Here is a 20,649-nt window from a genome sequence, read left to right on the forward strand (position 1 = left end):
ATTCAACATTGGCAACCATCAACAAAAAATTGTTTTCACACCTGAACGTAGAGGATAGTGATCCTGTATGGGAGAAGTTTGCTGAGGTTGAATTTTCAAAGAAAAATATATTTATGGACAACAAAGCCTATCTTGTAGAAGATGGGCTTGTCCGTAAATACTACATCAACAGTACCTCAGATATCGACACCGAGATCTGTGCAGAATTCTACTTTCCCGGTGATATTTTTACTGTTGAAGAAAAAAGTTCCGATGCCGTTTACGAGTCCATCAACAAAGGACTGGCTTGGGAAATCACCCTGGATGAGGTGAAAAACCTGTTTGCTGTAAATCCGCACTGCCGTTTCGTACAGAACTATTATCTGAGCAGAAAACTGAATGCTGCAATGAAAAGGGAAATGCTCCTGCTGAAAAATACTCCGCAGGACCTGTATGAATACCTGCTGAAAAACAAACCCCATTATATTCAGAATATCCCTCTGAAATACCTTGCCTCCTATATTGGCATTACACCTATTTCTTTAAGCCGGATCAGGAAGCGTATTCTGTAAGAAGCTGGAAGCTGGATGAGGGGAGCTGGAAGTTATTTCCAGTCTTCATATTTTCTGTAGGTTTTAAAAATTAATTGGAAAATTATTGTAAATAAAAAAAGTGACATAGTTGTTCTTTCACCTCAATAACTTCCATCTTCCATCCCCCAGCTCCCATCCTCAAAACACCTTCATTAATTATCTTTTGTTTATTGACTGGCCTTCCGTAAGTTTCTTCCTTTGCTGAAAAAAGAATATGGAAATACAAAAACTAAACTGGGCAGGTGTAAAACTCACTTCACATAACAAAACCATCTTAATAGATGCTGTAGAAGATTTCTCTTATTACAAACCTGTTTTGGGTGATGCTGTAGAAAATCTCATAGAATTTTCAGACCATGTACAGGCAGATTATGTCCTGTTTACGCATATGCACCTTGATCATTTTGATAAAGGTGTCATCAGGAAATGTTTAAAGAAAGACGGAAAACTGATCGTCTACGCAGGACTGGAACCTATTGTAAGAAAACTTGTACCTGATGTTGAAATGATCGTCCTGAATCTTGATGAAACCTTCACAGAAAACAACATCACCTTCAAACCAGTATTTGCCATGGATGGAGTGGGAGAAATACAGTCTTCCTGGATTGTAGATGATGGTGATACTAAAATCTTTCACGGAGGAGATACCATCTGGCACAACCAGTTCTGGAAGCTTGGAAAAGAAAATCCCAATATAGATTACGCTTTCTTACCCGTAAACGGAGTAGTAGTGAATTTTGAGATCATCGGATTAGAATATAGCCCTGTTCCCGCTTCTCTCAATCTGAAAGAAGCCTTTGCTGCAGCTCATCTTCTGCACGCCAGAAAGCTGGTGCCTATCCATTACGGATTGTTTGCCCACGAGAAATGCTATATTCCTCAGGTGTTTGATGATCAGGATTTAAAAAACATTTCTGAGGAAGTAGGTCAGGAGTATTTGATTTTGAAGGATGGAGCTATGGTGGTAGAATCTTAACTGATATTTGTAAGGAAAATTGTCATTCTGAGTGAAATGCAAGGGAGCGAAGAATCTCAACATCAATAGGAACGGGCTATAATCCTGAGCATAGTTCGAAGGAGGCCCGTTTTCTTTTGTGCGTAATATGATTGGCTTTAGCCGAAATTTAAAATTAAGTTTTGGCTCCTATGTTTGCAAAAGAATAAATTTACATACAAAGCAAAAGGGGTGAGAGAACAGTTTTGGCTAAATAACTCAGGAAGTATATTGTGCTTTAGAAATGTCCTCACTTCTTTATTTATTTTTGATTGAATTCTTTATCTATTCAAAGTCCTGATCTTCATATTTGGAAAGATCTTCTTTTTTCCCGAAAACAAATTTGATAATTACCGGAAGTGTTGTTACCAATACGATTACAATAATGATGTATTCCAGTTTCTCTTTCAGGTTGATGCCAAACTGCTCCATAAAAAGCTTGTCAAGATAATGTCCTGCAAAGATCAGAATGAAAGACCATAATACAGCACCGATAATATTATCTCTTAAAAACTCTTTTTTATCCATCTTTACAATACCTGCTACAATAGGCGTAAAAGTTCTTACAACCGGTAAGAATCTTGCCATAATAACGGCTAAAGCTCCGTGTTTTTCAAAGAAATCGTGTGCCTGGTAAAGGTATTTTTTCTTAAATAGCATTGAATCCGGTCTTTTATACAAAGCTGGTCCTGCTTTCCTTCCGAAGTAATATCCTACTTCATTTCCAATAATAGCGGCAAGAGCTACTCCTGAAGCCAATAAAGTGGTATCTAAAAAATCGCTCTCTGTAGAGCCAAAAGTCTCTTTGATGATTTCAACGGCATAAATTCCCGAAACGAAAAGTAGAGAATCCCCAGGTAGAAAAAATCCTACAAAAAGACCCGTTTCAGCAAAAACAATAAACAAAATCAGCCAAAACCCTCCCATTTTTATATAAAACTCCGGGTTTAATAAATCCTTCCAGCTATTGAAATCTTCCATAAATATCGATGAACAACAAAAGTAAGTCTAAAATGTCTGAAACAAAAATTAATTATAAGATTTTAACTAAAATTCAAACATGATTTTTATAAGTCGAGATCATCATCGGAAACTGCGGTTCCATCGGCCATTAAGAATGCTTTCAGGAAAGGAGTGATATTACCATTCATTACCGCATCCACATCTGACGTTTCATGACCTGAACGTACATCTTTTACCAATTTGTAAGGATGCATGACGTAGTTTCTGATCTGGCTTCCCCACTCGATCTTCATCTTGTTGGCTTCAATCTCGTTTCTGGCTTTCATACGCTCTTCCAATTCCATTTCGTAGAGTCTTGAACGAAGGAGCTGCATTGCCTTTTCTTTATTCTGAAGCTGAGAACGGGATTCTGAATTTTCAATGATAATTCCTGTAGGAGCGTGGCGAAGACGTACAGCCGTTTCCACCTTGTTTACGTTCTGTCCTCCGGCTCCGGAAGCTCTCATGGTTTCAAAGCTGATATCGGCAGGATTGATGTTGATTTCAATGGTATCATCCACCAAAGGATAAACATATACGGAAACAAAACTGGTATGGCGTTTCGCATTACTGTCAAAAGGAGAAATTCTTACCAAACGGTGTACTCCGTTTTCGCCTCGTAAATATCCAAAAGCGAATTCACCTTCAATTTCAAGGGTCACAGTCTTCACACCTGCTACATCTCCTTCCTGGAAGTTAAGTTCACGGATCTTATAGCCTTGTTTTTCTGCCCACATGGTATACATTCTCATCAGCATGGAAGCCCAGTCACAACTTTCTGTTCCCCCTGCTCCTGCTGTAATCTGAAGTACTGCAGAAAGTTCATCACCTTCGTTGGAAAGCATATTTTTGAATTCCAGGTCTTCAATTTTTTCTACCAATTGCGGGAAAGTCTCATCCAGTTCTTTTTCAGAATCCGGATCTTCTTTAGCGAAATCAGCCAAAACCTGTAAATCTTCAAACTGTGTCTGAATTTCGTCATAGCTTTCTACCCATTTTTTCTTGGAACGAAGCTGTTTTAGAAATGCTTCAGCAGTTTTTGGATTATCCCAAAATTCGGGTGCCGCAGTTTTTTCATCATCATTGGCTATTTCAATCTTCTTTTTTTCAATCTGAAGGTATCTGTGTAAGTCTTCAATTCTGGATTGAACTTCTTTTATCTGGTCGTTGTTAATCACGAATGTTTCTTTTTTGCAAAAATAAGGAATTCTTTTAGAGTGGAGAGGTTTAGGATTCGAGTTTTCGAGGTGCGGGATTCGAGTTGTAGAGTTTGAGAGTTTGAGAATGCATCCGTTTTGGATTCGGGTAGTGAGGTTTGAGGATTTTAGAGTTAGAGCGTGTTTGAGGAAAAAGTTTCAAGATTCGATTTATAGAGTTTTGGAGTCGGGAATGTGCCCTTAGCTTCCAACCTCCAGCTTCTAGCTTCCAGCCAACTTCTAATTTCTTTTCAATAAAAACTTATTAATCACAAATTTTATACTACCAATCCATCTATTAAATCATTTCTGCTATTATCTCTCCTATTTTCGGAGCTAAAGCAACTCCCATTCCTGAAAGTCTTACGGCACAGAACTGTCTTTCTGAAAGCTGTTTTACAATGGGCGATTTTTCTTCACCCATAGCCATGATTCCTGACCAGCGGAGGGCAATTTTAAAATCTTTATGAGGAAGTATGACTTCTTTTAAAAAATTTTCTAAATGATTCTGCAGAAATTCTGTCGTTTCAAAAGCCGTTGTTTCTTCTGTCTTAAAATCCTGATTTCTTCCGCCACCCAGTAATATTCTGTTTCCTATATTTCTGAAATAATAATAGCCTTCATCATAATGAAAAGTACCTTTAAGTTTTAAACCGTCTACTGGTTCTGTCAGGAGAACCTGTCCGCGGGCAGGAATGATATTCTCTTTTTCCAGAAATTTTGAAGTGAATGCATTGGTACAATAAATAAGCTGGTCGGCGATTACAGAAAGATCAGTTGAAAGCTGCACCTCAACTTTGTCCGTTTCTTCAATATTTTGAACTTCCGTTCCAAATAAAAACTCAACTTTCAGTTCGTGACATTTCTCCAGCAGTTGCTGTACTAACTTTCCGGAGTGAAGACCTCCTTCACAGGGATTTTCTATCAGGAATTCAGATTTTCCAAGCCCAAATTCCTGTATTTTATTTTGATTCAAAGTATAAGTCTGAGCCAGTCCGGTTATTGTTTTCAGTTTTTCATTGACCGCTTCAATCCGGGATAAAGGTTCCTCATTATTTACAATTTCGTAGCCTCCATTCAATTCAAAATCAATTTCACTATTCTTGAAATACTGCTGGATTTTCTGAAGTCCATCAAATCTCATTGTAACAAGCTCCAGTGTTTTTTCCCAGCCCATTTTCTGCGAATCAGCAATAATTTCGGTAAGACTTCCAAAGCAGGCAAATCCGGCATTTCTTGTGGAAGCACCCAATGGAATGCTATTCCGTTCAATAATAAGAACAGATTTTTCCGGACACTTCTCCTTTATGGATATGGCTGTCCAAAGCCCGGAAAACCCCGCACCAATAATGATGATGTCTCTTTTTCTGTAGAATGTATCCAATTCCCAAATACTGTTCATAAATAATGAGTAATTAGGTAATGAGTAATTTTTATAAAACCTTAAACTTTAAACCTTGAACTTTAAACAGTTTATCCTTTATCTCCTTCATTATGCTGAAATCCGATTGCTCTTTGCGGCTCTTCGACAACTCTGTAGGTTTCCAGTTCATTTTTCAGAGCCTGAATCCTAAACCTGAAGTCATCAAAATTATTGATAATGGCATCCGCAAGAAATCGTGCTACCTGATCAAGATATTCTTCAGTAAGTTTTGATCCTGCATCCCTTAATGCGCTGTCTAAAATTTTCTGATCAATTTTCAGCTTTTCGTTTCTGGTCCTTTGATACAGGTTTTTGATTCTTTTCTTTAGGCTTTGCGTAAAGTCAATCAGCATGGTATTACTGAATGCTTTCATCTTTGAAGAGATTTCATGCCAGAATGGAATTTTATCCGCTTTGTTATTTTTAAGTATTTTGTAGAGTAAAGAATCTTCTTCCAATCCTCTGGTCATGGCATAAAGGATGATTTCCGAGCGCTCAGCAGCATTGGGTGGAAAAATAGGAATCAGCACATCAAATCTTCCTGGTGCCAGAATTTCCTCATCAATTTCAGCCACAGAATTAGCTGAACCTACCATTAAAACACCTTCTTTTTCAAACTTTCCGATGTAGTGAAGAATCAGTTCCTGAGCCTCAAGATTGCAGGAAGCAATGTCTGTTTCCGCCCTTCTCTGCATCATAATTTCATCGAAATCATCCATAAAAAGAAGCATTTTGTTTTCCTTCATCATACTCACCAGGAAATCACTGAAATTGATCTCATTTCCATCAATCAGCGAAGTTCCCAAATAATGTTTTTTGACTTCTTTAAACTGATACCCGATAATTTCAGCTATTTTATTGGCCCAGAATATCTTACCGCTTCCCGGAGGTCCGTAAAGAATAATCCCTGCAGGTTTGTTGATTCCCCAGTCTTTGATCTGCTGTGGATTCAGGAAGGGTTCCAGAACAGTGGATGTATAAAAAAACAGGTCTCTGTATCCGATAAAATCTCTTTGCTGAAGGCTGGTTTTATGCCCAAAATAATCGTAGACAAACTGATAATTCCCTCCAAGTTTGTTATCAATTCCATAACTCGATATGGAGGATTTGTAAAAACCATTATCGAAGATATTGAGATTATTGTCTTTGATCACCTTTTCAACCTTGTCTTTTGGCTGCTTGATCACTTCAGCAATCTGCTCCAGGGTCTTATTTTTATCAAGATCTTTTTCATAAAGTCTTAAAAAATCTACATTTTCGCGGGCAAATTTTTCAAAATCTTTTTTTACCTCAAAATTGGTACTGATACAATCTACCAGTTCAAGATCAAAATCCTGGATAAACTGTTTTATGGCTTCTGCAGATACCTTTAATTCTTCTGCCAGTTCAATTAGCTTCATAACTGTTGATTAATTCTATCAAATTTAATGTATTTGTCCATAAATTAATATTGATTTATGATAATTCTGTAACATTCTCTAATTTATATAGACTACTACTATGTAAAACAAATTACATGGAAAAGATTTTATCAGTAAAAAATTTGACAAAAAAATTCAAAAGAGTTGTGGTCAACAATATTTCTTTTGATGTCGAAAGAGGAAATGTTTATGGCCTTTTGGGGCCGAACGGAAGCGGAAAATCCACTACTTTCGGGATGCTGCTTTCAACCATCAACCCTACGACCGGAGACTGGTTCTGGTTTGGCAAGAAAGGAACTGATCCTGACACCTTAAAAAAGATCGGAGCGATTATTGAACAGCCTAACTTTTATCCTTATCTAAGTGCAGAAACCAATCTTAAGATTGTCGCTGAAATTAAGCAAACACCCTACTCAAGGATTGACGAAGTTCTGAAAACGGTTAATCTGTATGAAAGAAGAAAAGATACTTTCAAAACTTTCTCTTTAGGAATGAAACAGCGTCTGGCTATTGCTTCTGCCATGCTGAACAATCCGGAAGTATTAATTTTGGATGAACCGACCAACGGACTGGATCCTGAAGGAATCATTCAGATCAGAGAAATCATCAGTGATATTGCCAAACAGGGAATCACCATTATCATTGCAAGCCATCTTCTGGATGAAATTGAAAAAATCTGCAGCCATGTCATTGTCTTGAAGGAAGGAAATTCCATTTACTGCGGAAGAGTGGATGAAATGACTTCCAACAACGGATATTTTGAGCTGAAAGCTGATAATAACACATTACTTTTAAATGCGTTGAACGAACTTCAGTGGTTCTCGTCCATCAATCAGGAAGGTGATCTTATCAAAGCTCAGATCCGTGATGACGCTTCTATTTCAGCTTCGGCAATGAATCAGAAACTGGCTGAAAAAGGAATCTATCTTTCTCATTTAACAAAGAAAAAACTGTCTCTTGAATCTCAATTCCTTGAACTTGTAAAAAACACCAATTAATCATGATCAAATTATTAAAACTTGAATATTACAAAAACCTGAACTATAAACCTTTCAGAGTTTTCACGATACTTTATTTCGCCATTCTTATTGCTTTACTTTTCATTGGATTGGTTGACTTTGATGTTTTTGGAGGAACGATTAATTTAAAAGAACAGGGAATTTATAATTTCCCGGAAATCTGGAATTTCACCACATGGATTGTTGCTTTATTGAAAATTTTCCTTGGACTGATCATTGTTTTCTCTATTTCACAGGAGTTCAGCAACAGAATGTTCAAGCAAAACACGATTGACGGACTGAGCAGAAAGGAATTCATCACTTCAAAATTGCTGACGATAAGCATTTTCACTATTGTTTCAACAGCTATTGTATTGGGAATTACTTTGTTTCTGGGATATCAATATTCGAATACAACGGACTCTACCAAGGCTTTTGCTGAAATGTTCTTTATTGGAAATTATTTTGTGAAGCTATTTACGTTCTTTTGCTTCTTAATGTTCCTTTCCATTTTACTGAGAAAATCTGTTTTTGTTTTTCTTGCCCTTTTCGTTTTCTGGATTAGCGAAGGAATTTTAACCGCTCTTGAAACGTATTCAAAAGTAAAGGGAATGCAGGGACCGCAAAGAAATGAGGTTCTTCAGAATGATTTTTTTATCTCGCACCTTTTACCGCTGGAAAGCATGTCAAGCCTGATTCCTAACCCGATGATGAGATTAAATATGGCTAAAATGATGGGCTTAAAATATGAGTTCCACTACCCTACGGAAAGTCTTATTGCCTGTCTGGTATGGTGTGCTGTTTTCATCTTCGGTTCGTACTGGATTCTGAGAAAAAGAGATTGGTAGATTTTAATCATACTATGAATTCAAAATAAAAGGCTGCCAGATAGCACAATAATTTGGCTTTTGTCATTCTGACGAAGGAAGAATCTCATTAATCAGTAGACCTATGAGATTCTTCACTTCATTTCATTTCGTTCAGAATGACATTTTTTAGGCAGCCTTCCTTTCATATTATTTTTTATCTAACAACGGAAGATATTTTCCGTATCCTTTGCTTTCCATTTCCGCTTTCGGAATAAATTTCAGTGAAGCACTGTTGATACAGTAACGAAGTCCTCCTTTATCCTGCGGCCCGTCTGTGAAAACGTGTCCCAAGTGGGCATCCCCCGTTTTACTTCTTACTTCTACTCTATCCATACCATGGGAACGATCCAGTTTTTCATCAATCAAACCTTTGGTAATCGGTTTTGAAAAACTTGGCCATCCGCATCCTGATTCAAATTTATCGGTAGAGACAAACAAAGGTTCCCCTGTTGTAATATCTACATAAATTCCTTCACGGGTTTCGTTCCAGTACTCATTCTGAAAAGGTCTCTCGGTACCGTTTTCCTGGGTAACATTATACTGTTCTGCTGTCAGTTTTTCTTTTAAAACTTTTTTATCCTGCTTTTGGTAAGCCGGTTTTGGAAGCGGGTTGGCTTTTTTGGCCATTTCAAAAAGTCCCGGTTCAATATGACAGTAACCGCCTGGATTTTTATCCAGATAATCCTGATGATAGTCTTCTGCTCTGTAGAAATTTTTCAATGGAATAGTTTCTACGACTACTGGTTTATGATAATTCTTTGCCAGCTTCTGAACTTCCGCTTTTACCACCGCTTCATCTGTTTTATCAGTGAAATAAATTCCTGTTCTGTACTGGTTTCCTCTGTCATTTCCCTGCTGATCCTTGCTTGTAGGATCAATGGTTTTAAAATACAGATCAATCAATAGTTTCAGATCTACCTGTTCAGGATCATATTTTACTTTTACGGTTTCTGCGAAACCTGTTGTATGGCTTACGACTTCTTCATAAGTAGGATTTTTGGTATTACCGTTGGCATAACCAACTTCTGTTCCTACCACGCCACGAATCTGTTGAAAAAAATGTTCTGTTCCCCAGAAACATCCACCTGCAAAATAAATCTCTTTAACGTTCTTGTTATCCATAATTTCCTCATTTTCTTTTTTTATTTCCACCACATTGGACTTTGCTTTTCTGAAAAGCCCTGATTCCGAAGCAAATACTGCTATACCCAGAATAATTCCGAGTGCAATTAATATATTCTTCATTTTTACTTTTTTATTCATTACTTATTATTTTGAATGATCATTACTCCAAATCCTAAAAACATAAGGTCTTTCAGAATAAAGAAATCCGTCACAGGCACTCCGTCCACTATTTTCCACATTCCCGGTGTTGTAAACAAATAGCTTAATGTCACCAGAAAAGTTACCATCATTCCTACCCCTGCATACTTTTTCAGTACAGCAAATTTCGCACTAAATATCAGGAGTAAGGCAATGATAATTTCTATCACTCCGATAAGATTTGACACTGCCTGGGCACTCATAATCTTATATACGAAAAAAGTTAAGAAATGGTTTTCCACCAAAGGTTTTATTGCTGCAGCCTCCGTAGGCGTAAATTTGAAGATGCCAATCCACAGCAAAATAAGAGCTGCTCCAAAAAGGGAGATATAATACCCGGTTCGGGCTGATTGTTTTTTTGATTCCTGTACTGTTCCGACCATATTTTAAGATTTTAGTTAATACTTTATCGTTTTCAAAAGTATAGTCGGTGCTTTTTTACAATCCTGACAGAAATTATCCTAGAAATTCAATTTATCGATCATTTTATTTTTAAAGTCCTGAATTTCAGAATCATTAATTTCAGTTTCTTTTTCAGAAAAAGTCTTTTTAAAAGCTTTATCCAGAAGTGCCAGTTTTTCATTGTACATTCTGCACCATTTACAGATCATCAGGTGCATGCTCAGCATCCTGTTTTCTCTGGCAGATATGGATTGGGCATTCCTCTTTTCCATCAGTAAAGTAGCTTCACTGCACGGTAAAAATAATAGATGTAGTATTCTTCGTATCATGATTTCTTATGATTTTGAAAACCAGTTAAACTCCAGACATTCTCTGAGCTGCATGCGGCTTCTCTGCAAAATCTTCCATAGATTAGTCGTGGAAACATTCAATTCCTGACTGACTTCCGGTGCTTTTTTTTCTTCAATATAATACATTTTCAACAGAATCTTCCATTTGGAGGGCAATTCCTCAATACATTCCTCGAGTGTTTTATTAAAATCCTTGTTGTCTAAAAGCTCATCCCCTTCTCCTGATACATTCCAGTTATTTAAAACATCATTATGTTTCCATGATCCTGTTTCATCAAAAAAATGATCGAGTCGGATATTGGGTTCAGATTTGTATTTTTTCCGGTAAAAATCTGCAACTTTTCTATTCAGAATAGCCATCAGCCACGTAAGCGCATTACTTTTCCCTTCAAAAGAATCATAAGCAGAATAAGCTGCAAGAAAAACTTCCTGAACCACATCCTGTGCATCTTCTTTATTCGAAAGTACATACAGTGCCCGCTTCAAAAGCGGCCCTGAATACTGTTCTATCCAGCTTTTCAGCTCTTCATCTTTTGTCATTGAAAGTGTTTTGCCTTATCTAAGATCATAGCGAAGGTAGTAAGTTAAGCCGGAAAATGCAAAACAAGATAGATTATTACAAATTATAGCCGTCTCAAACCTCGCAGGTTTTGAAAACCCGTGAGGTTTAGGACACATCCATATCCAAAGCCGGGCACCATTCAAAACATAGCATAAAATTATTACAAATCGCTTAAAAATAGTAAATTTGCATCTTATCAAAATTTGATACTAAAAAAAGCAAAAGCAATACTATGACATCACAAGAGATACGTCAAAAATTTTTAGATTATTTTAAAAGTAAGGAGCATTTAATCGTTCCTTCAGCTCCTATTGTGCTGAAAGACGACCCTACCCTTATGTTTTCCAACTCCGGAATGACGCAGTTCAAGGATTTTTTCCTTGGCTACAAAACCCCTACCGCCCCTAGAATTGCCGATACACAGAAGTGTCTGAGAGTTTCAGGGAAGCACAATGACCTGGATGATGTAGGGAGAGATACTTACCACCACACTATGTTTGAAATGTTGGGAAACTGGTCTTTCGGGGATTACTTCAAAAAAGAGGCTATTGCTTTTGCCTGGGAATTACTGACTGAAGTATACGGAATTCCAAAAGAAAATTTATACGTAACGATTTTTGAAGGGGATGCTTCAGAAAATCTGGACAGAGACCAGGATGCTTATGACTTCTGGAAATCTCATATTTCAGAAGACAGAATCATCAACGGAAATAAAAAAGATAACTTCTGGGAAATGGGTGAAAGCGGACCATGCGGACCGTGTTCAGAAATCCATGTTGACTTGAGAACACCTGAAGAGAAAGCGAAAGTTTCCGGACTTGAATTGGTAAATAATGACCACCCTCAAGTAGTTGAAGTATGGAACCTGGTTTTCATGGAATTCAACAGAAAGGCAGATAAATCTTTAGAGAAGCTTCCTGCTCAGCACGTAGATACGGGAATGGGCTTTGAGCGTCTTTGTATGGCGCTTCAAGGGAAGTCTTCCAACTATGATACGGATGTTTTCACTCCGCTTATTGCTAAAGTTGAGGAACTTTCAGGTAAAAAATATACCGGAATTTTACAAGACGAAAAGGATATTGCGATCCGTGTTGTGGTAGACCACATCAGAGCAGTTTCCTTTGCTATTGCAGACGGACAATTACCTTCCAACGGAGGTGCGGGGTATGTTATCAGAAGAATTTTAAGAAGAGGAATTTCTTATTCTTACCGATTCCTGGATATGAAAGAGCCTTTCCTTTACAAACTGGTAGCTGTACTGCAGGAGCAGATGGGAACTTTCTTCCCGGAAATCGAAAAACAGGGAAAACTTGTTGCTGAAGTGATCAAAAGTGAAGAAGATTCTTTCTTAAAAACTATTGAAAACGGTCTGATCAGAGTAGAAAAACTGATCCAGCAGACTATTGCCAATAATCAGAAGGTATTACCAAGTGAAGAAGTTTTTGAACTGTATGATACTTATGGTTTCCCTGATGACTTAACAAGAATTATTGCTGAGGAAAAAGGATTAACAATTGATGAAGCTGGTTTCAAAGCTGAAATGGAGAAACAGAAGCTTCGTTCAAAAGCTGATTCTGCCCAGAAAGTTTACGACTGGGTCACTTTGGAGGAAAGAGATGAAAACTTTGTAGGATATGATCAGATTGAATCCGAAACCTATATTACAAGATACAGAAAGGTAGAAAATAAAGACGGAGAATTTTACCAGGTGGTATTAAGCAGCTCTCCTTTCTATCCTGAAGGAGGTGGACAGGTTGGAGACAAAGGTGTTCTTGAAAATGCGGTTGAAAGCTTTGAAGTATTGGAGACTAAGAAGGAAAACGGATTGATTATTTCGTTGATCAATGGTCTTCCAAAAGATGCCGGTGCTGTTTTCTATGCTAAAGTAAACGCTTCCGAAAGAAAAAATTCTCAGGCCAACCACTCTGTAACTCACCTTCTGCACGAGGCTTTAAGAGAGGTGTTAGGAACTCACGTAGAACAGAAAGGTTCTTATGTTGGTCCTGATTATCTTCGTTTCGACTTCTCTCATTTCAACAAAATGACAGAAGAAGAATTAGCACTTATTGAACAAAAAGTAAATAAAAAGATCAAAGAAAGTATTGCTTTACAGGAATTCAGAAATATTCCGATTCAGGAAGCTCTGGATAAAGGAGCAATGGCTTTATTTGGTGAAAAATATGGTGACAGTGTGAGAATGATCCAGTTTGGAAGTTCAAAAGAACTTTGCGGAGGAACTCACGTAAAAAATACCAGCGAAATCGGGCACTTTAAAATCACTTCCGAAGGCTCTGCTGCTGCGGGAATCAGAAGGATTGAGGCTATTTCGGGAGACAAATCTGAAGAGTATTTCAACAATCTTGAAAAACAGATCACTGAACTTTCTCAGTTATTAAAGTCTAAAGATGTGGTAAGATCAATCGAAAAACTGATCGAAGAAAATACTTCATTGAAGGCTGAAGTAGATGCTCTTAAAAAGGAAAAAGCAAAAGGAGAAATCGGAGAATGGAAGAATTCATATGAGCAGAAAGGCAATAAACAGCTTTTAGTAAAGAAAACTTCTCTGGATGCAGGTTCTGTAAAAGACATCGTTTTCCAACTGAAGAGAGAAATCCCGTCTTCGGTAACGATTATTCTTTCTGATGCAGACGGAAAACCAATGATTACCGTTGGAGTTTCTGATGATCTGGCTGCGGATTACCAGGCTGGAGCTATCGTAAAAGACCTTGCTAAAGAAATCCAAGGTGGTGGTGGTGGAAACCCAGGTTTCGCTACTGCTGGTGGTAAAAACCTTGAAGGGTTAGAAAACGCTTACCAAAAAGCTTTGAATATTTAAAATAGAAACCTCTATTATAATTTTTACTCCGGCTGTCTCAATTTTGAGACAGCCGGAGTTGTTTTACCATTATATTCTTAACGCAAAGTTTTTCGTATAGCACTTCGTATTGAAGGGAGCAATGAAGGGAATCAACTTCATTGATTCTGACGAAGCGTGTGTAGTATTCTTACTTCTTGCAGATGAAAAAGCTTTTGCGTACTCTGCGCTATACCATACTATTCTTTATTCCTAAGATTTCATCACAGTCTTTTTTATTTATACCCGTTCTAATTATTGATCTTATCTTAACAAACCATTACTTAATCTTAAACTATTTGTTTTATCTTTTTAAAACTCAGTTAATACAAGACCTTTAGTTTTGCCATAATCGAAATTCAAAAAATGTAATTATGAAAATTAACAAAACTATTGGAGCGCTGGTCTTTGCTTCTCTTGTATTTCAAGGCTGCAATGATGACAACGGTAACTCGGACGCTCCTGTCAATGATAAAATCAAACTTGAAAACTTTTCTAAAGAACCCGCTTTCGTATATGGAATGAAAGGTTTTGAAAATTTAAATATAACCACCCTTATTTCCAGTTCCGATGTGCTTCCGGGTTCACCGGATTTCGTTTTCGGAGGACAGCCGGACGGAATGGGACTTATGAAAGATCCAAACTCTGACGGTTACCTGATGATTACCAACCATGAGATCAAGCAATCGGTATCAAGAGTCTACTTAGACAAAACTTTTAAGCCTGTAAAAGGAGAATATATCTTAAACGGAACCGGAGGAATGACAAGATTATGCTCCGCTACATTGGCAACCCCGGAAATTCATGGTTTCAGTGCATTCCTTACCGCCGGAGAATCAGGTGAAGAAAGTATGGTACATGCTTTAAACCCTTTGGCACCAGTGTCTCAGGCAACTGATAAATCAAGGGTAAAACCGGCATTAGGAAAGGCTTCTATGGAAAATGCAGTTCCGCTTCCTAAAGATGTTTCTAACGGAAAAACCTATATCATCATTGGTGAAGACCAGTCTTATTCTTCTTCTCACCAGTCTGCAGGACAGTTGATTATGTATGTAGCAGATACACAGGGAGATCTTGATAACGGTAAGTTGTATTCTTTAAAAAGAACCAACAGCAACTATACTGAAACGGATATGACGAAAGGAAGCAGCTACGACGTAGAGTTCGTAGAAATTCCTAACGCTAAAAACCTTACCGGCGCTCAAATCAACCAGAAAAATATTGACAATAATGCGATCCGTTTTTCAAGAGTGGAAGATGTAGATTACAGAAAAGGAGCTGGAAAAGGAAGAGAAATCTACTTTACTGCAACCGGAGAATCTTCTGACGGTGTTAATCCAAAAGCCGGATTAACCATGTGGGGAAGAGTCTACAAGCTTGTTCTGAACGCCAATAATATGCTGACAGGAAAACTGGAAGTGGTGGCTGAAGGAGATTCTAATCCGGGAAATAATCTGATCAATCCTGACAACTTATGTGTAACTGAAAACTTTGTATACATCCAGGAAGACGGAGATTCTTATTACAAAAATGCCAATCACGATTCTTATATCTGGCAGCTGAATATTGCCACCAAACAATACAAACCGTGGCTGAATATGAGGCACAACAGAGGTGACTCTGCATGGCAGACAGCATACAACCAATCCGGAGATCTGCAGAAGTACGGTTCATGGGAGTTCGGGGCAATGGTTGATATTTCAGACATCATCGGAATCCCTAATACCTTCTCTGTGAATATCCATTCTCATACATGGCAGCTGGATAAATTCAAAAATCCTGACGGTTCCGGAATCAACGCCAACAAAGAAGGCGGACAGATTGTTATCATCAGAAACGTAGAAAAATAGTTTTAATTCCTTCATATCAAATTCAATTAAAGTATCAATAGAAAACCTCTGTTGATACTTTTTCATACTTATGAGTAAACTTTCAAAATACCCGATACTCCTTTTCTTATACTGTGCAGCAGCACTTTTTACGCTTTACCATTGCAAAAATGATAAGCAGCAGCCCATATACGAAGATCTTGGTTCTGTAAAAAACAGGATCATCAAAACCAATGCTGATTTTGAAAAACAGATCAATGAACTGAAGGCTCTTGTTGCTAAAGATGCTGATGAAAAACTTCTTCAGGAGAAATTCCAGGATATCCGAAAAACATACAAAAAAATGGAATGGGCTGTAGAATACTTCCTTCCCCACTCTGCAAGGTTTATCAACGGCCCTGCCCTTCCCGAAATAGAAATGGATGAACATACTGAAATAGAACCTGAAGGCTTACAGGTGCTGGAAGAGATGTTCTACCCTTACGAAAAAGCGAATAAAGAAGAAGTAATCCGGATGCTTAATAAGCTCATCAATAAAAGTAATACCATTGATACCAACTTTCAGGTCATTACCATCAGTAAAGACCAGGTTTTTGATGCACTTAGACAGGAGACTTTCAGAATTTCCAGTCTGGGAATTTCAGGTTTTGACACTCCGGTTTCGGGAACATTTTTACAGGAAATGCCATCTTCTCTGCAAGGAATTAAAGAAACTTTGGAACAAATCTCTACTCACCGTTCGAAAAATAAAGCATTAAAAAGTCTTGTGGCAGAGATCAGTTCAGCCATTAATGTACTGAAGAAAAACGCCGACAAAAACACATTTGATTATGTCAATTTCATTCCGGATCATCTGAATAGAATCACAACTTTGATGCTTGATTTTAAAAAGCAGGAGAACATTCCTGATGTTGAGGTAACCACTGCTTTAAACAAAAATGCAGCTACATTCTTTAGTAAAAATGCTTTTAATCCTAATGCTTTCACTCCCGGAAAAGAATACGCCTACTCTGAAGAAAAGGCAGCTCTTGGACATCAACTTTTTAATGATAAAATATTATCCAACAGCAATAACCGAAGCTGTGCAACATGCCATATTCCAGATAAAGCATTTACAGACGGTCTAGCCAGAGCAATGTCCCTTGAAAATTCAGAACTGGCGAGAAATACACCTTCACTCAACTATGCAGGCTATCAGCATGGCCAGTTTTGGGATATGAGAAAGGATGATCTGGAAGGACAAAGCTCAGATGTGATCTCCAATAAAGAAGAAATGCACGGTGACCTGAATATCATTCTTGCCAAAATCAATCAGGATAAAAATTATCAGGCCGCATTCAAAAAAATTTATCACTCCCAAAAAACAGAGGTCTGGCAGCTTCAGAATGTATTGGCGAGCTATATTCGTTCGCTCGCAAAATTCAATTCAGATTTTGATGAATATATGAGAGGAAATAAATCAGCGATGACAGACAATCAAAAGCGCGGTTTCAATCTTTTTGTGGGAAAAGCCCAATGTGCCATCTGTCATTTCCTTCCCTTATTCAATGGAACGGTTCCTCCGAATTTCAAAAAAACAGAACAGGAAGTCCTGGGAGCAGCAGTGAACGGAGAAAATAAAGCATTTGACACGGATCCGGGACGGGGAAAATTCCATGAAACAGTTCCTTCCCTGCAGCATTCCTTTAAAACGCCAACACTTAGAAATATTAGCAAAACAGCTCCTTATATGCACAACGGAGGATATAAAACCCTGAAAGAAGTGATGAATTTTTACAACAAAGGTGGTGGAAAAGCTTTTGGATTTAAACTGGAAAATCAGACACTTTCCGACGCACCGTTACAGCTTACCGATCAAGAAGTTGATGATATTATTGAGTTTATGAAAGCGCTCAATGATCAATAAAAGACGATTCTAAAACACAAAACAACGAAAAACCACAAAACTCCTGAATCTTAATTGCTAAGGAGTTTTTTTATTTGAAAATTCCTTTAAAATACAGAAAGGCTATGCGGCTCATTTCTTTGTTTGATTTTACCTTTGGAACTTCCATGAAAACATTAGATTAAATCAATGTTATACTCTGTTAAAAACTTTTCTACAAGAATAAATATCATTATTTTTGACGTAGTTTTTTTACATGAAAAGGGGTTTACTGTTACTATTTTTTCTGATCTGCTTTTTGGGGTATTCACAATCAAAAATTAAGGTTGTGGATGACGCCAGTCAAAAGCCTGTCTATAAAGCAAAGGTATCCTGTGACAATACAGTTATCGGATACACCAATGAACAGGGTATTCTGGAGTTTAAAACCGGATGCAAAAACATTGATATAGATGCTGAATCTTATCAGAAAGAAACCCTTACCGTAGAAAGCAGCATGGAAGTTTCCCTGCTTAAAAAAACATCACAGACAACCAATATTGAAGCGGTTGTTATTGAAGACAAAAGTGATCCCAGGGCTCTGGAAATTCTTAAAAAAGTCAATAAATTATTCAAAGAAAACTCACCCAAAAGTTTAGGTTCCTATTCTTACAAATCCTACGAAAAAATCTCTCTGGATATTGATGAGGACAGTCTTTCTCAGTTTAATCAGTATTTTAATGATTTAAACATTTTCAAGAAAAAAAGAGAAAAAGACTCGCTGAATAATATCAACGCAAGAAAAATATTTTCAAAAAGTAAACTCTTCCTTTGGGAAAGGGCTCAGGAGTTTTTGTACTCCAAGAAGTATGGTGAAAAGATCAATATTCTGGACAACAGAATCTCCGGTCTGAAGCAGCCTATTTACGAAATGATTGCGCTCCAGCAAAGTAACAGGGATGTTGTTCCCGAACAGATAAAACCCGAAAACAGAGGGCTGTACAGATTCTTTCTTTCAGATACCGTTACCCTTGACGGAAGGAAAAACTTTGTGATCCGCTTCCGTGAGGTAAATTACAAAAAGCCGGACAGAAAACGAAAGTATAACGGTGCTATTTATGTAGATACCGAAACGTACGGAATCAAAAAAATTGAGAATTTCAGTAAAAATAAAAACGAAGGAATTATTACCAGTACCTGGGTATTCTACAATAATAAATGGTTCCTTGCTCATGAAAAAGCCAAGCTTAAAATGGGTAAAATGGCCATGGATGACAAAGTGCATGCCGATGATAAGAAAGACAAAAAAAGCTTCGGGACCTATGCTTTCCTTACCTCAAAGTATTTTGATTTCGAATCTCCTATTGAAGAAGATCCAAAGGATTTTAAAGGCTATACTTTCTCGGTAAAAAATATTGACGGCCAATCTCTGGACCGCTACAGGACAGATCCCCTTACCGAAAGGGAACAAAATACCTATAAAACCATCGACAGTTTAGGTAAAAAATATAAAATCGACAGCAAAGCACAGATTTTATCAGGTTTACTGAACGGACAGATCAGAGTCGGTTCTGTAGATTTTGCTGTGGATGAAATTGTCAATTATAACTCCTATGAAGGTTTCAGATTAGGTTTAAAAGCCAAGCTGAATGAAAATTTCAACCCTTATTTTTCACCGGACTACTATTTTGCATATGGTGTGAAAGACCGAAAATGGAAGTACGGAATGGGGCTTGATATGAAAACCACACTGGAAAAGAATTCCTTTTTCAGATTTGAAGTGTATGATGATGTGACAGCATCCGGAGAATTCAACCGAAAAATGTGGAATTTCAAGATGAGAATGATGAACTTCGGGAATAATCTGAATAATGACCGGTATTTCCACTTTAAAGGAATGTCATTATCTTACCTGAACGATGTCACCAACGGACTTACCGTTGCTCTTGCTGTAAGAAGAAATACAGAAGAAGCTGAATTCGATTATCAGTTCAGAGACCGGGGAACATCTTACAGAAACTTCAATACCCTTTTCACCCTGAAATATTCTCCGAATTCTACCAATATTATGACCCCTCAGGGAAAATCTCTGATTGATCAGAAATATCCTGAACTGTATTTTAATTATGAGCAGAGTTACAAAATACTGCAGGGGGATTTTAATTATTCCCGTTTTGATGGTTTGTTTGTTCATAATTTCAAAACACCGATCGGAACTACAGGATTCCGATTATATGGAGGTCTTGTTCTTGGTGGGGCACCTATCTGGAAAAACTTTACGATGAACGGACTGGCGTCTCCGGGCAAAGATTTTAATTTTAACCTTACTTCTTATCTTGGGTTTGCAACACTGGAAGGTGGGAAATACTATAATGACAGATTTGTTGCATACTACTTTACGCATAAACTTCCATGGTATCTGAAAAGTTTCGGACACAATGTTTCCAGCTTTGACTTTGTCTTAAGAGGAACTATCGGAGATATGAAACATCCGGAATACCACCAGTTTAAATTCAGAAAACTGGATCACCTGTATCAGGAAGTCGGTGTGGAATGGAATAATTTCCTTTCCAGCTATTTTAATCTTGGGGTATTCTACAGAGTGGGTTATTATGCAACGCCACATTTCAAAGAAAACTTCGCCATCCAATTTAAGCTGAAGTTTCTTGAGTTTTAATACTCTTTCCAATACAAAATCTTTATTTTTGGATGAGAATTCAGAAATATTCAACGATACTATATAAAAAAGAACATGCAGAAAATCGAAATCAAAGCAGAACAGTTTTTTGAATTATTAAAATTAAAAGACACTCCGATGTGGGAAATTTTCTCACAGATGATCGATGGAAATGAAAAGGAAATTATCTTTTTAGACCATGAAGACAAGATCCTTTTTAATTATATTCTACCTTCTACACAGGAAAAACTGGAAGAAGACAGAAAAGAGTTTTCAAAACAGTTTTCAGAGAAATTGGCTAACTTCAATTAAG

Annotated in this window: 17 protein-coding genes; 9 read left to right on the plus strand and 8 right to left on the minus strand. The window is 37.4% G+C overall.

The genetic code is table 11. The annotated features are described in order from the left end of the window. Nucleotides 1–8: 8 nt before the first annotated feature. Both JNG87_RS15860 and JNG87_RS15865 read left to right on the plus strand, forming a co-directional pair. Nucleotides 9–551: a Crp/Fnr family transcriptional regulator gene (locus JNG87_RS15860; protein ID WP_202839466.1), complete on the plus strand. Its 543-nt coding sequence runs from the start codon at nucleotides 9–11 to the stop codon at nucleotides 549–551. Nucleotides 552–786: 235 nt separating this feature from the next. Continuing rightward, nucleotides 787–1,548 (plus strand): MBL fold metallo-hydrolase, encoded by a 762-nt coding sequence (locus JNG87_RS15865; RefSeq protein ID WP_202839467.1) that lies wholly within the window; start codon nucleotides 787–789, stop codon nucleotides 1,546–1,548. Between the two features lie 303 nt (nucleotides 1,549–1,851). Here JNG87_RS15865 and JNG87_RS15870 read toward each other — a convergent pair whose 3' ends face one another. The 4 genes from JNG87_RS15870 to JNG87_RS15885 form a co-directional block, all read right to left on the minus strand. Then, on the minus strand, nucleotides 1,852–2,547 hold the full coding sequence (locus tag JNG87_RS15870) for a DedA family protein (RefSeq protein ID WP_202839468.1): 696 nt from the start codon (nucleotides 2,545–2,547) through the stop codon (nucleotides 1,852–1,854). Nucleotides 2,548–2,633: 86 nt separating this feature from the next. Then, a complete protein-coding gene (gene prfB, locus JNG87_RS15875; RefSeq protein ID WP_137905936.1) occupies nucleotides 2,634–3,746 on the minus strand; it encodes a peptide chain release factor 2 in 1,113 nt (370 codons plus the stop codon). A 316-nt stretch (nucleotides 3,747–4,062) separates the two neighbouring features. Continuing rightward, complete coding sequence (locus JNG87_RS15880) at nucleotides 4,063–5,166, minus strand: NAD(P)/FAD-dependent oxidoreductase (RefSeq protein ID WP_202839475.1); 1,104 nt, start codon at nucleotides 5,164–5,166, stop codon at nucleotides 4,063–4,065. Between the two features lie 71 nt (nucleotides 5,167–5,237). Then, nucleotides 5,238–6,587 (minus strand): ATP-binding protein, encoded by a 1,350-nt coding sequence (locus JNG87_RS15885; protein WP_202839483.1) that lies wholly within the window; start codon nucleotides 6,585–6,587, stop codon nucleotides 5,238–5,240. A gap of 116 nt (nucleotides 6,588–6,703) precedes the next feature. On the opposite strand from JNG87_RS15885, the gene JNG87_RS15890 reads away from it, so the two are divergent. Continuing rightward, complete coding sequence (locus JNG87_RS15890) at nucleotides 6,704–7,606, plus strand: ABC transporter ATP-binding protein (RefSeq protein WP_202839490.1); 903 nt, start codon at nucleotides 6,704–6,706, stop codon at nucleotides 7,604–7,606. Nucleotides 7,607–7,608: 2 nt separating this feature from the next. Beyond that, nucleotides 7,609–8,454, plus strand: coding sequence for an ABC transporter permease (locus JNG87_RS15895; protein ID WP_202839492.1), 846 nt, complete (start codon nucleotides 7,609–7,611; stop codon nucleotides 8,452–8,454). A gap of 168 nt (nucleotides 8,455–8,622) precedes the next feature. On the opposite strand, the gene msrB is transcribed toward JNG87_RS15895, so the two are convergent. The 4 genes from msrB to JNG87_RS15915 form a co-directional block, all read right to left on the minus strand. Then, on the minus strand, nucleotides 8,623–9,720 hold the full coding sequence (gene msrB, locus JNG87_RS15900) for a peptide-methionine (R)-S-oxide reductase MsrB (protein WP_202839500.1): 1,098 nt from the start codon (nucleotides 9,718–9,720) through the stop codon (nucleotides 8,623–8,625). A gap of 17 nt (nucleotides 9,721–9,737) precedes the next feature. Next, entirely contained in the window at nucleotides 9,738–10,181 is a 444-nt protein-coding gene (locus JNG87_RS15905; protein WP_202839502.1) for a DUF417 family protein, read from the minus strand. A 78-nt stretch (nucleotides 10,182–10,259) separates the two neighbouring features. Continuing rightward, nucleotides 10,260–10,529 carry a hypothetical protein gene (locus JNG87_RS15910; RefSeq protein ID WP_202839503.1) on the minus strand — a complete coding sequence of 90 codons (270 nt, stop codon included), beginning with the start codon at nucleotides 10,527–10,529 and terminating at the stop codon, nucleotides 10,260–10,262. 6 nt (nucleotides 10,530–10,535) lie between these two features. Next, nucleotides 10,536–11,090 (minus strand): sigma-70 family RNA polymerase sigma factor, encoded by a 555-nt coding sequence (locus JNG87_RS15915; protein ID WP_202839506.1) that lies wholly within the window; start codon nucleotides 11,088–11,090, stop codon nucleotides 10,536–10,538. A 254-nt stretch (nucleotides 11,091–11,344) separates the two neighbouring features. On the opposite strand from JNG87_RS15915, the gene alaS reads away from it, so the two are divergent. The 5 genes from alaS (at nucleotide 11,345) to JNG87_RS15940 (ending at nucleotide 20,648) form a co-directional block, all read left to right on the plus strand. Further along, on the plus strand, nucleotides 11,345–13,948 hold the full coding sequence (alaS, locus tag JNG87_RS15920; protein WP_202839508.1) for an alanine--tRNA ligase: 2,604 nt from the start codon (nucleotides 11,345–11,347) through the stop codon (nucleotides 13,946–13,948). Between the two features lie 392 nt (nucleotides 13,949–14,340). Beyond that, nucleotides 14,341–15,816: a hypothetical protein gene (locus tag JNG87_RS15925; protein ID WP_202839510.1), complete on the plus strand. Its 1,476-nt coding sequence runs from the start codon at nucleotides 14,341–14,343 to the stop codon at nucleotides 15,814–15,816. 70 nt (nucleotides 15,817–15,886) lie between these two features. Continuing rightward, nucleotides 15,887–17,701, plus strand: a complete 1,815-nt coding sequence (locus JNG87_RS15930; protein WP_202839512.1) for a cytochrome-c peroxidase — start codon at nucleotides 15,887–15,889, stop codon at nucleotides 17,699–17,701. A 307-nt stretch (nucleotides 17,702–18,008) separates the two neighbouring features. Next, nucleotides 18,009–20,336 carry a hypothetical protein gene (locus JNG87_RS15935; RefSeq protein ID WP_238349604.1) on the plus strand — a complete coding sequence of 776 codons (2,328 nt, stop codon included), beginning with the start codon at nucleotides 18,009–18,011 and terminating at the stop codon, nucleotides 20,334–20,336. A 75-nt stretch (nucleotides 20,337–20,411) separates the two neighbouring features. Next, nucleotides 20,412–20,648: a hypothetical protein gene (locus tag JNG87_RS15940; protein WP_110009324.1), complete on the plus strand. Its 237-nt coding sequence runs from the start codon at nucleotides 20,412–20,414 to the stop codon at nucleotides 20,646–20,648. Nucleotide 20,649: the final 1 nt, after the last annotated feature.

The organism is Chryseobacterium cucumeris (assembly GCF_016775705.1).
Lineage (GTDB): Bacteria > Bacteroidota > Bacteroidia > Flavobacteriales > Weeksellaceae > Chryseobacterium > Chryseobacterium cupriresistens.

Bases quoted from the DNA above. Each gene is read 5' to 3' on its own strand.
- JNG87_RS15865 (WP_202839467.1), top strand. From the start codon at position 787: ATGGAAATACAAAAACTAAACTGGGCAGGTGTAAAACTCACTTCACAT.
- JNG87_RS15870 (WP_202839468.1), bottom strand. From the start codon at position 2,547: ATGGAAGATTTCAATAGCTGGAAGGATTTATTAAACCCGGAGTTTTAT.
- JNG87_RS15880 (WP_202839475.1), bottom strand. From the start codon at position 5,166: ATGAACAGTATTTGGGAATTGGATACATTCTACAGAAAAAGAGACATC.
- JNG87_RS15885 (WP_202839483.1), bottom strand. From the start codon at position 6,587: ATGAAGCTAATTGAACTGGCAGAAGAATTAAAGGTATCTGCAGAAGCC.
- JNG87_RS15890 (WP_202839490.1), top strand. From the start codon at position 6,704: ATGGAAAAGATTTTATCAGTAAAAAATTTGACAAAAAAATTCAAAAGA.
- JNG87_RS15895 (WP_202839492.1), top strand. From the start codon at position 7,609: ATGATCAAATTATTAAAACTTGAATATTACAAAAACCTGAACTATAAA.
- msrB (WP_202839500.1), bottom strand. From the start codon at position 9,720: ATGAAGAATATATTAATTGCACTCGGAATTATTCTGGGTATAGCAGTA.
- JNG87_RS15905 (WP_202839502.1), bottom strand. From the start codon at position 10,181: ATGGTCGGAACAGTACAGGAATCAAAAAAACAATCAGCCCGAACCGGG.
- JNG87_RS15910 (WP_202839503.1), bottom strand. From the start codon at position 10,529: ATGATACGAAGAATACTACATCTATTATTTTTACCGTGCAGTGAAGCT.
- JNG87_RS15915 (WP_202839506.1), bottom strand. From the start codon at position 11,090: ATGACAAAAGATGAAGAGCTGAAAAGCTGGATAGAACAGTATTCAGGG.
- alaS (WP_202839508.1), top strand. From the start codon at position 11,345: ATGACATCACAAGAGATACGTCAAAAATTTTTAGATTATTTTAAAAGT.
- JNG87_RS15925 (WP_202839510.1), top strand. From the start codon at position 14,341: ATGAAAATTAACAAAACTATTGGAGCGCTGGTCTTTGCTTCTCTTGTA.
- JNG87_RS15930 (WP_202839512.1), top strand. From the start codon at position 15,887: ATGAGTAAACTTTCAAAATACCCGATACTCCTTTTCTTATACTGTGCA.
- JNG87_RS15940 (WP_110009324.1), top strand. From the start codon at position 20,412: ATGCAGAAAATCGAAATCAAAGCAGAACAGTTTTTTGAATTATTAAAA.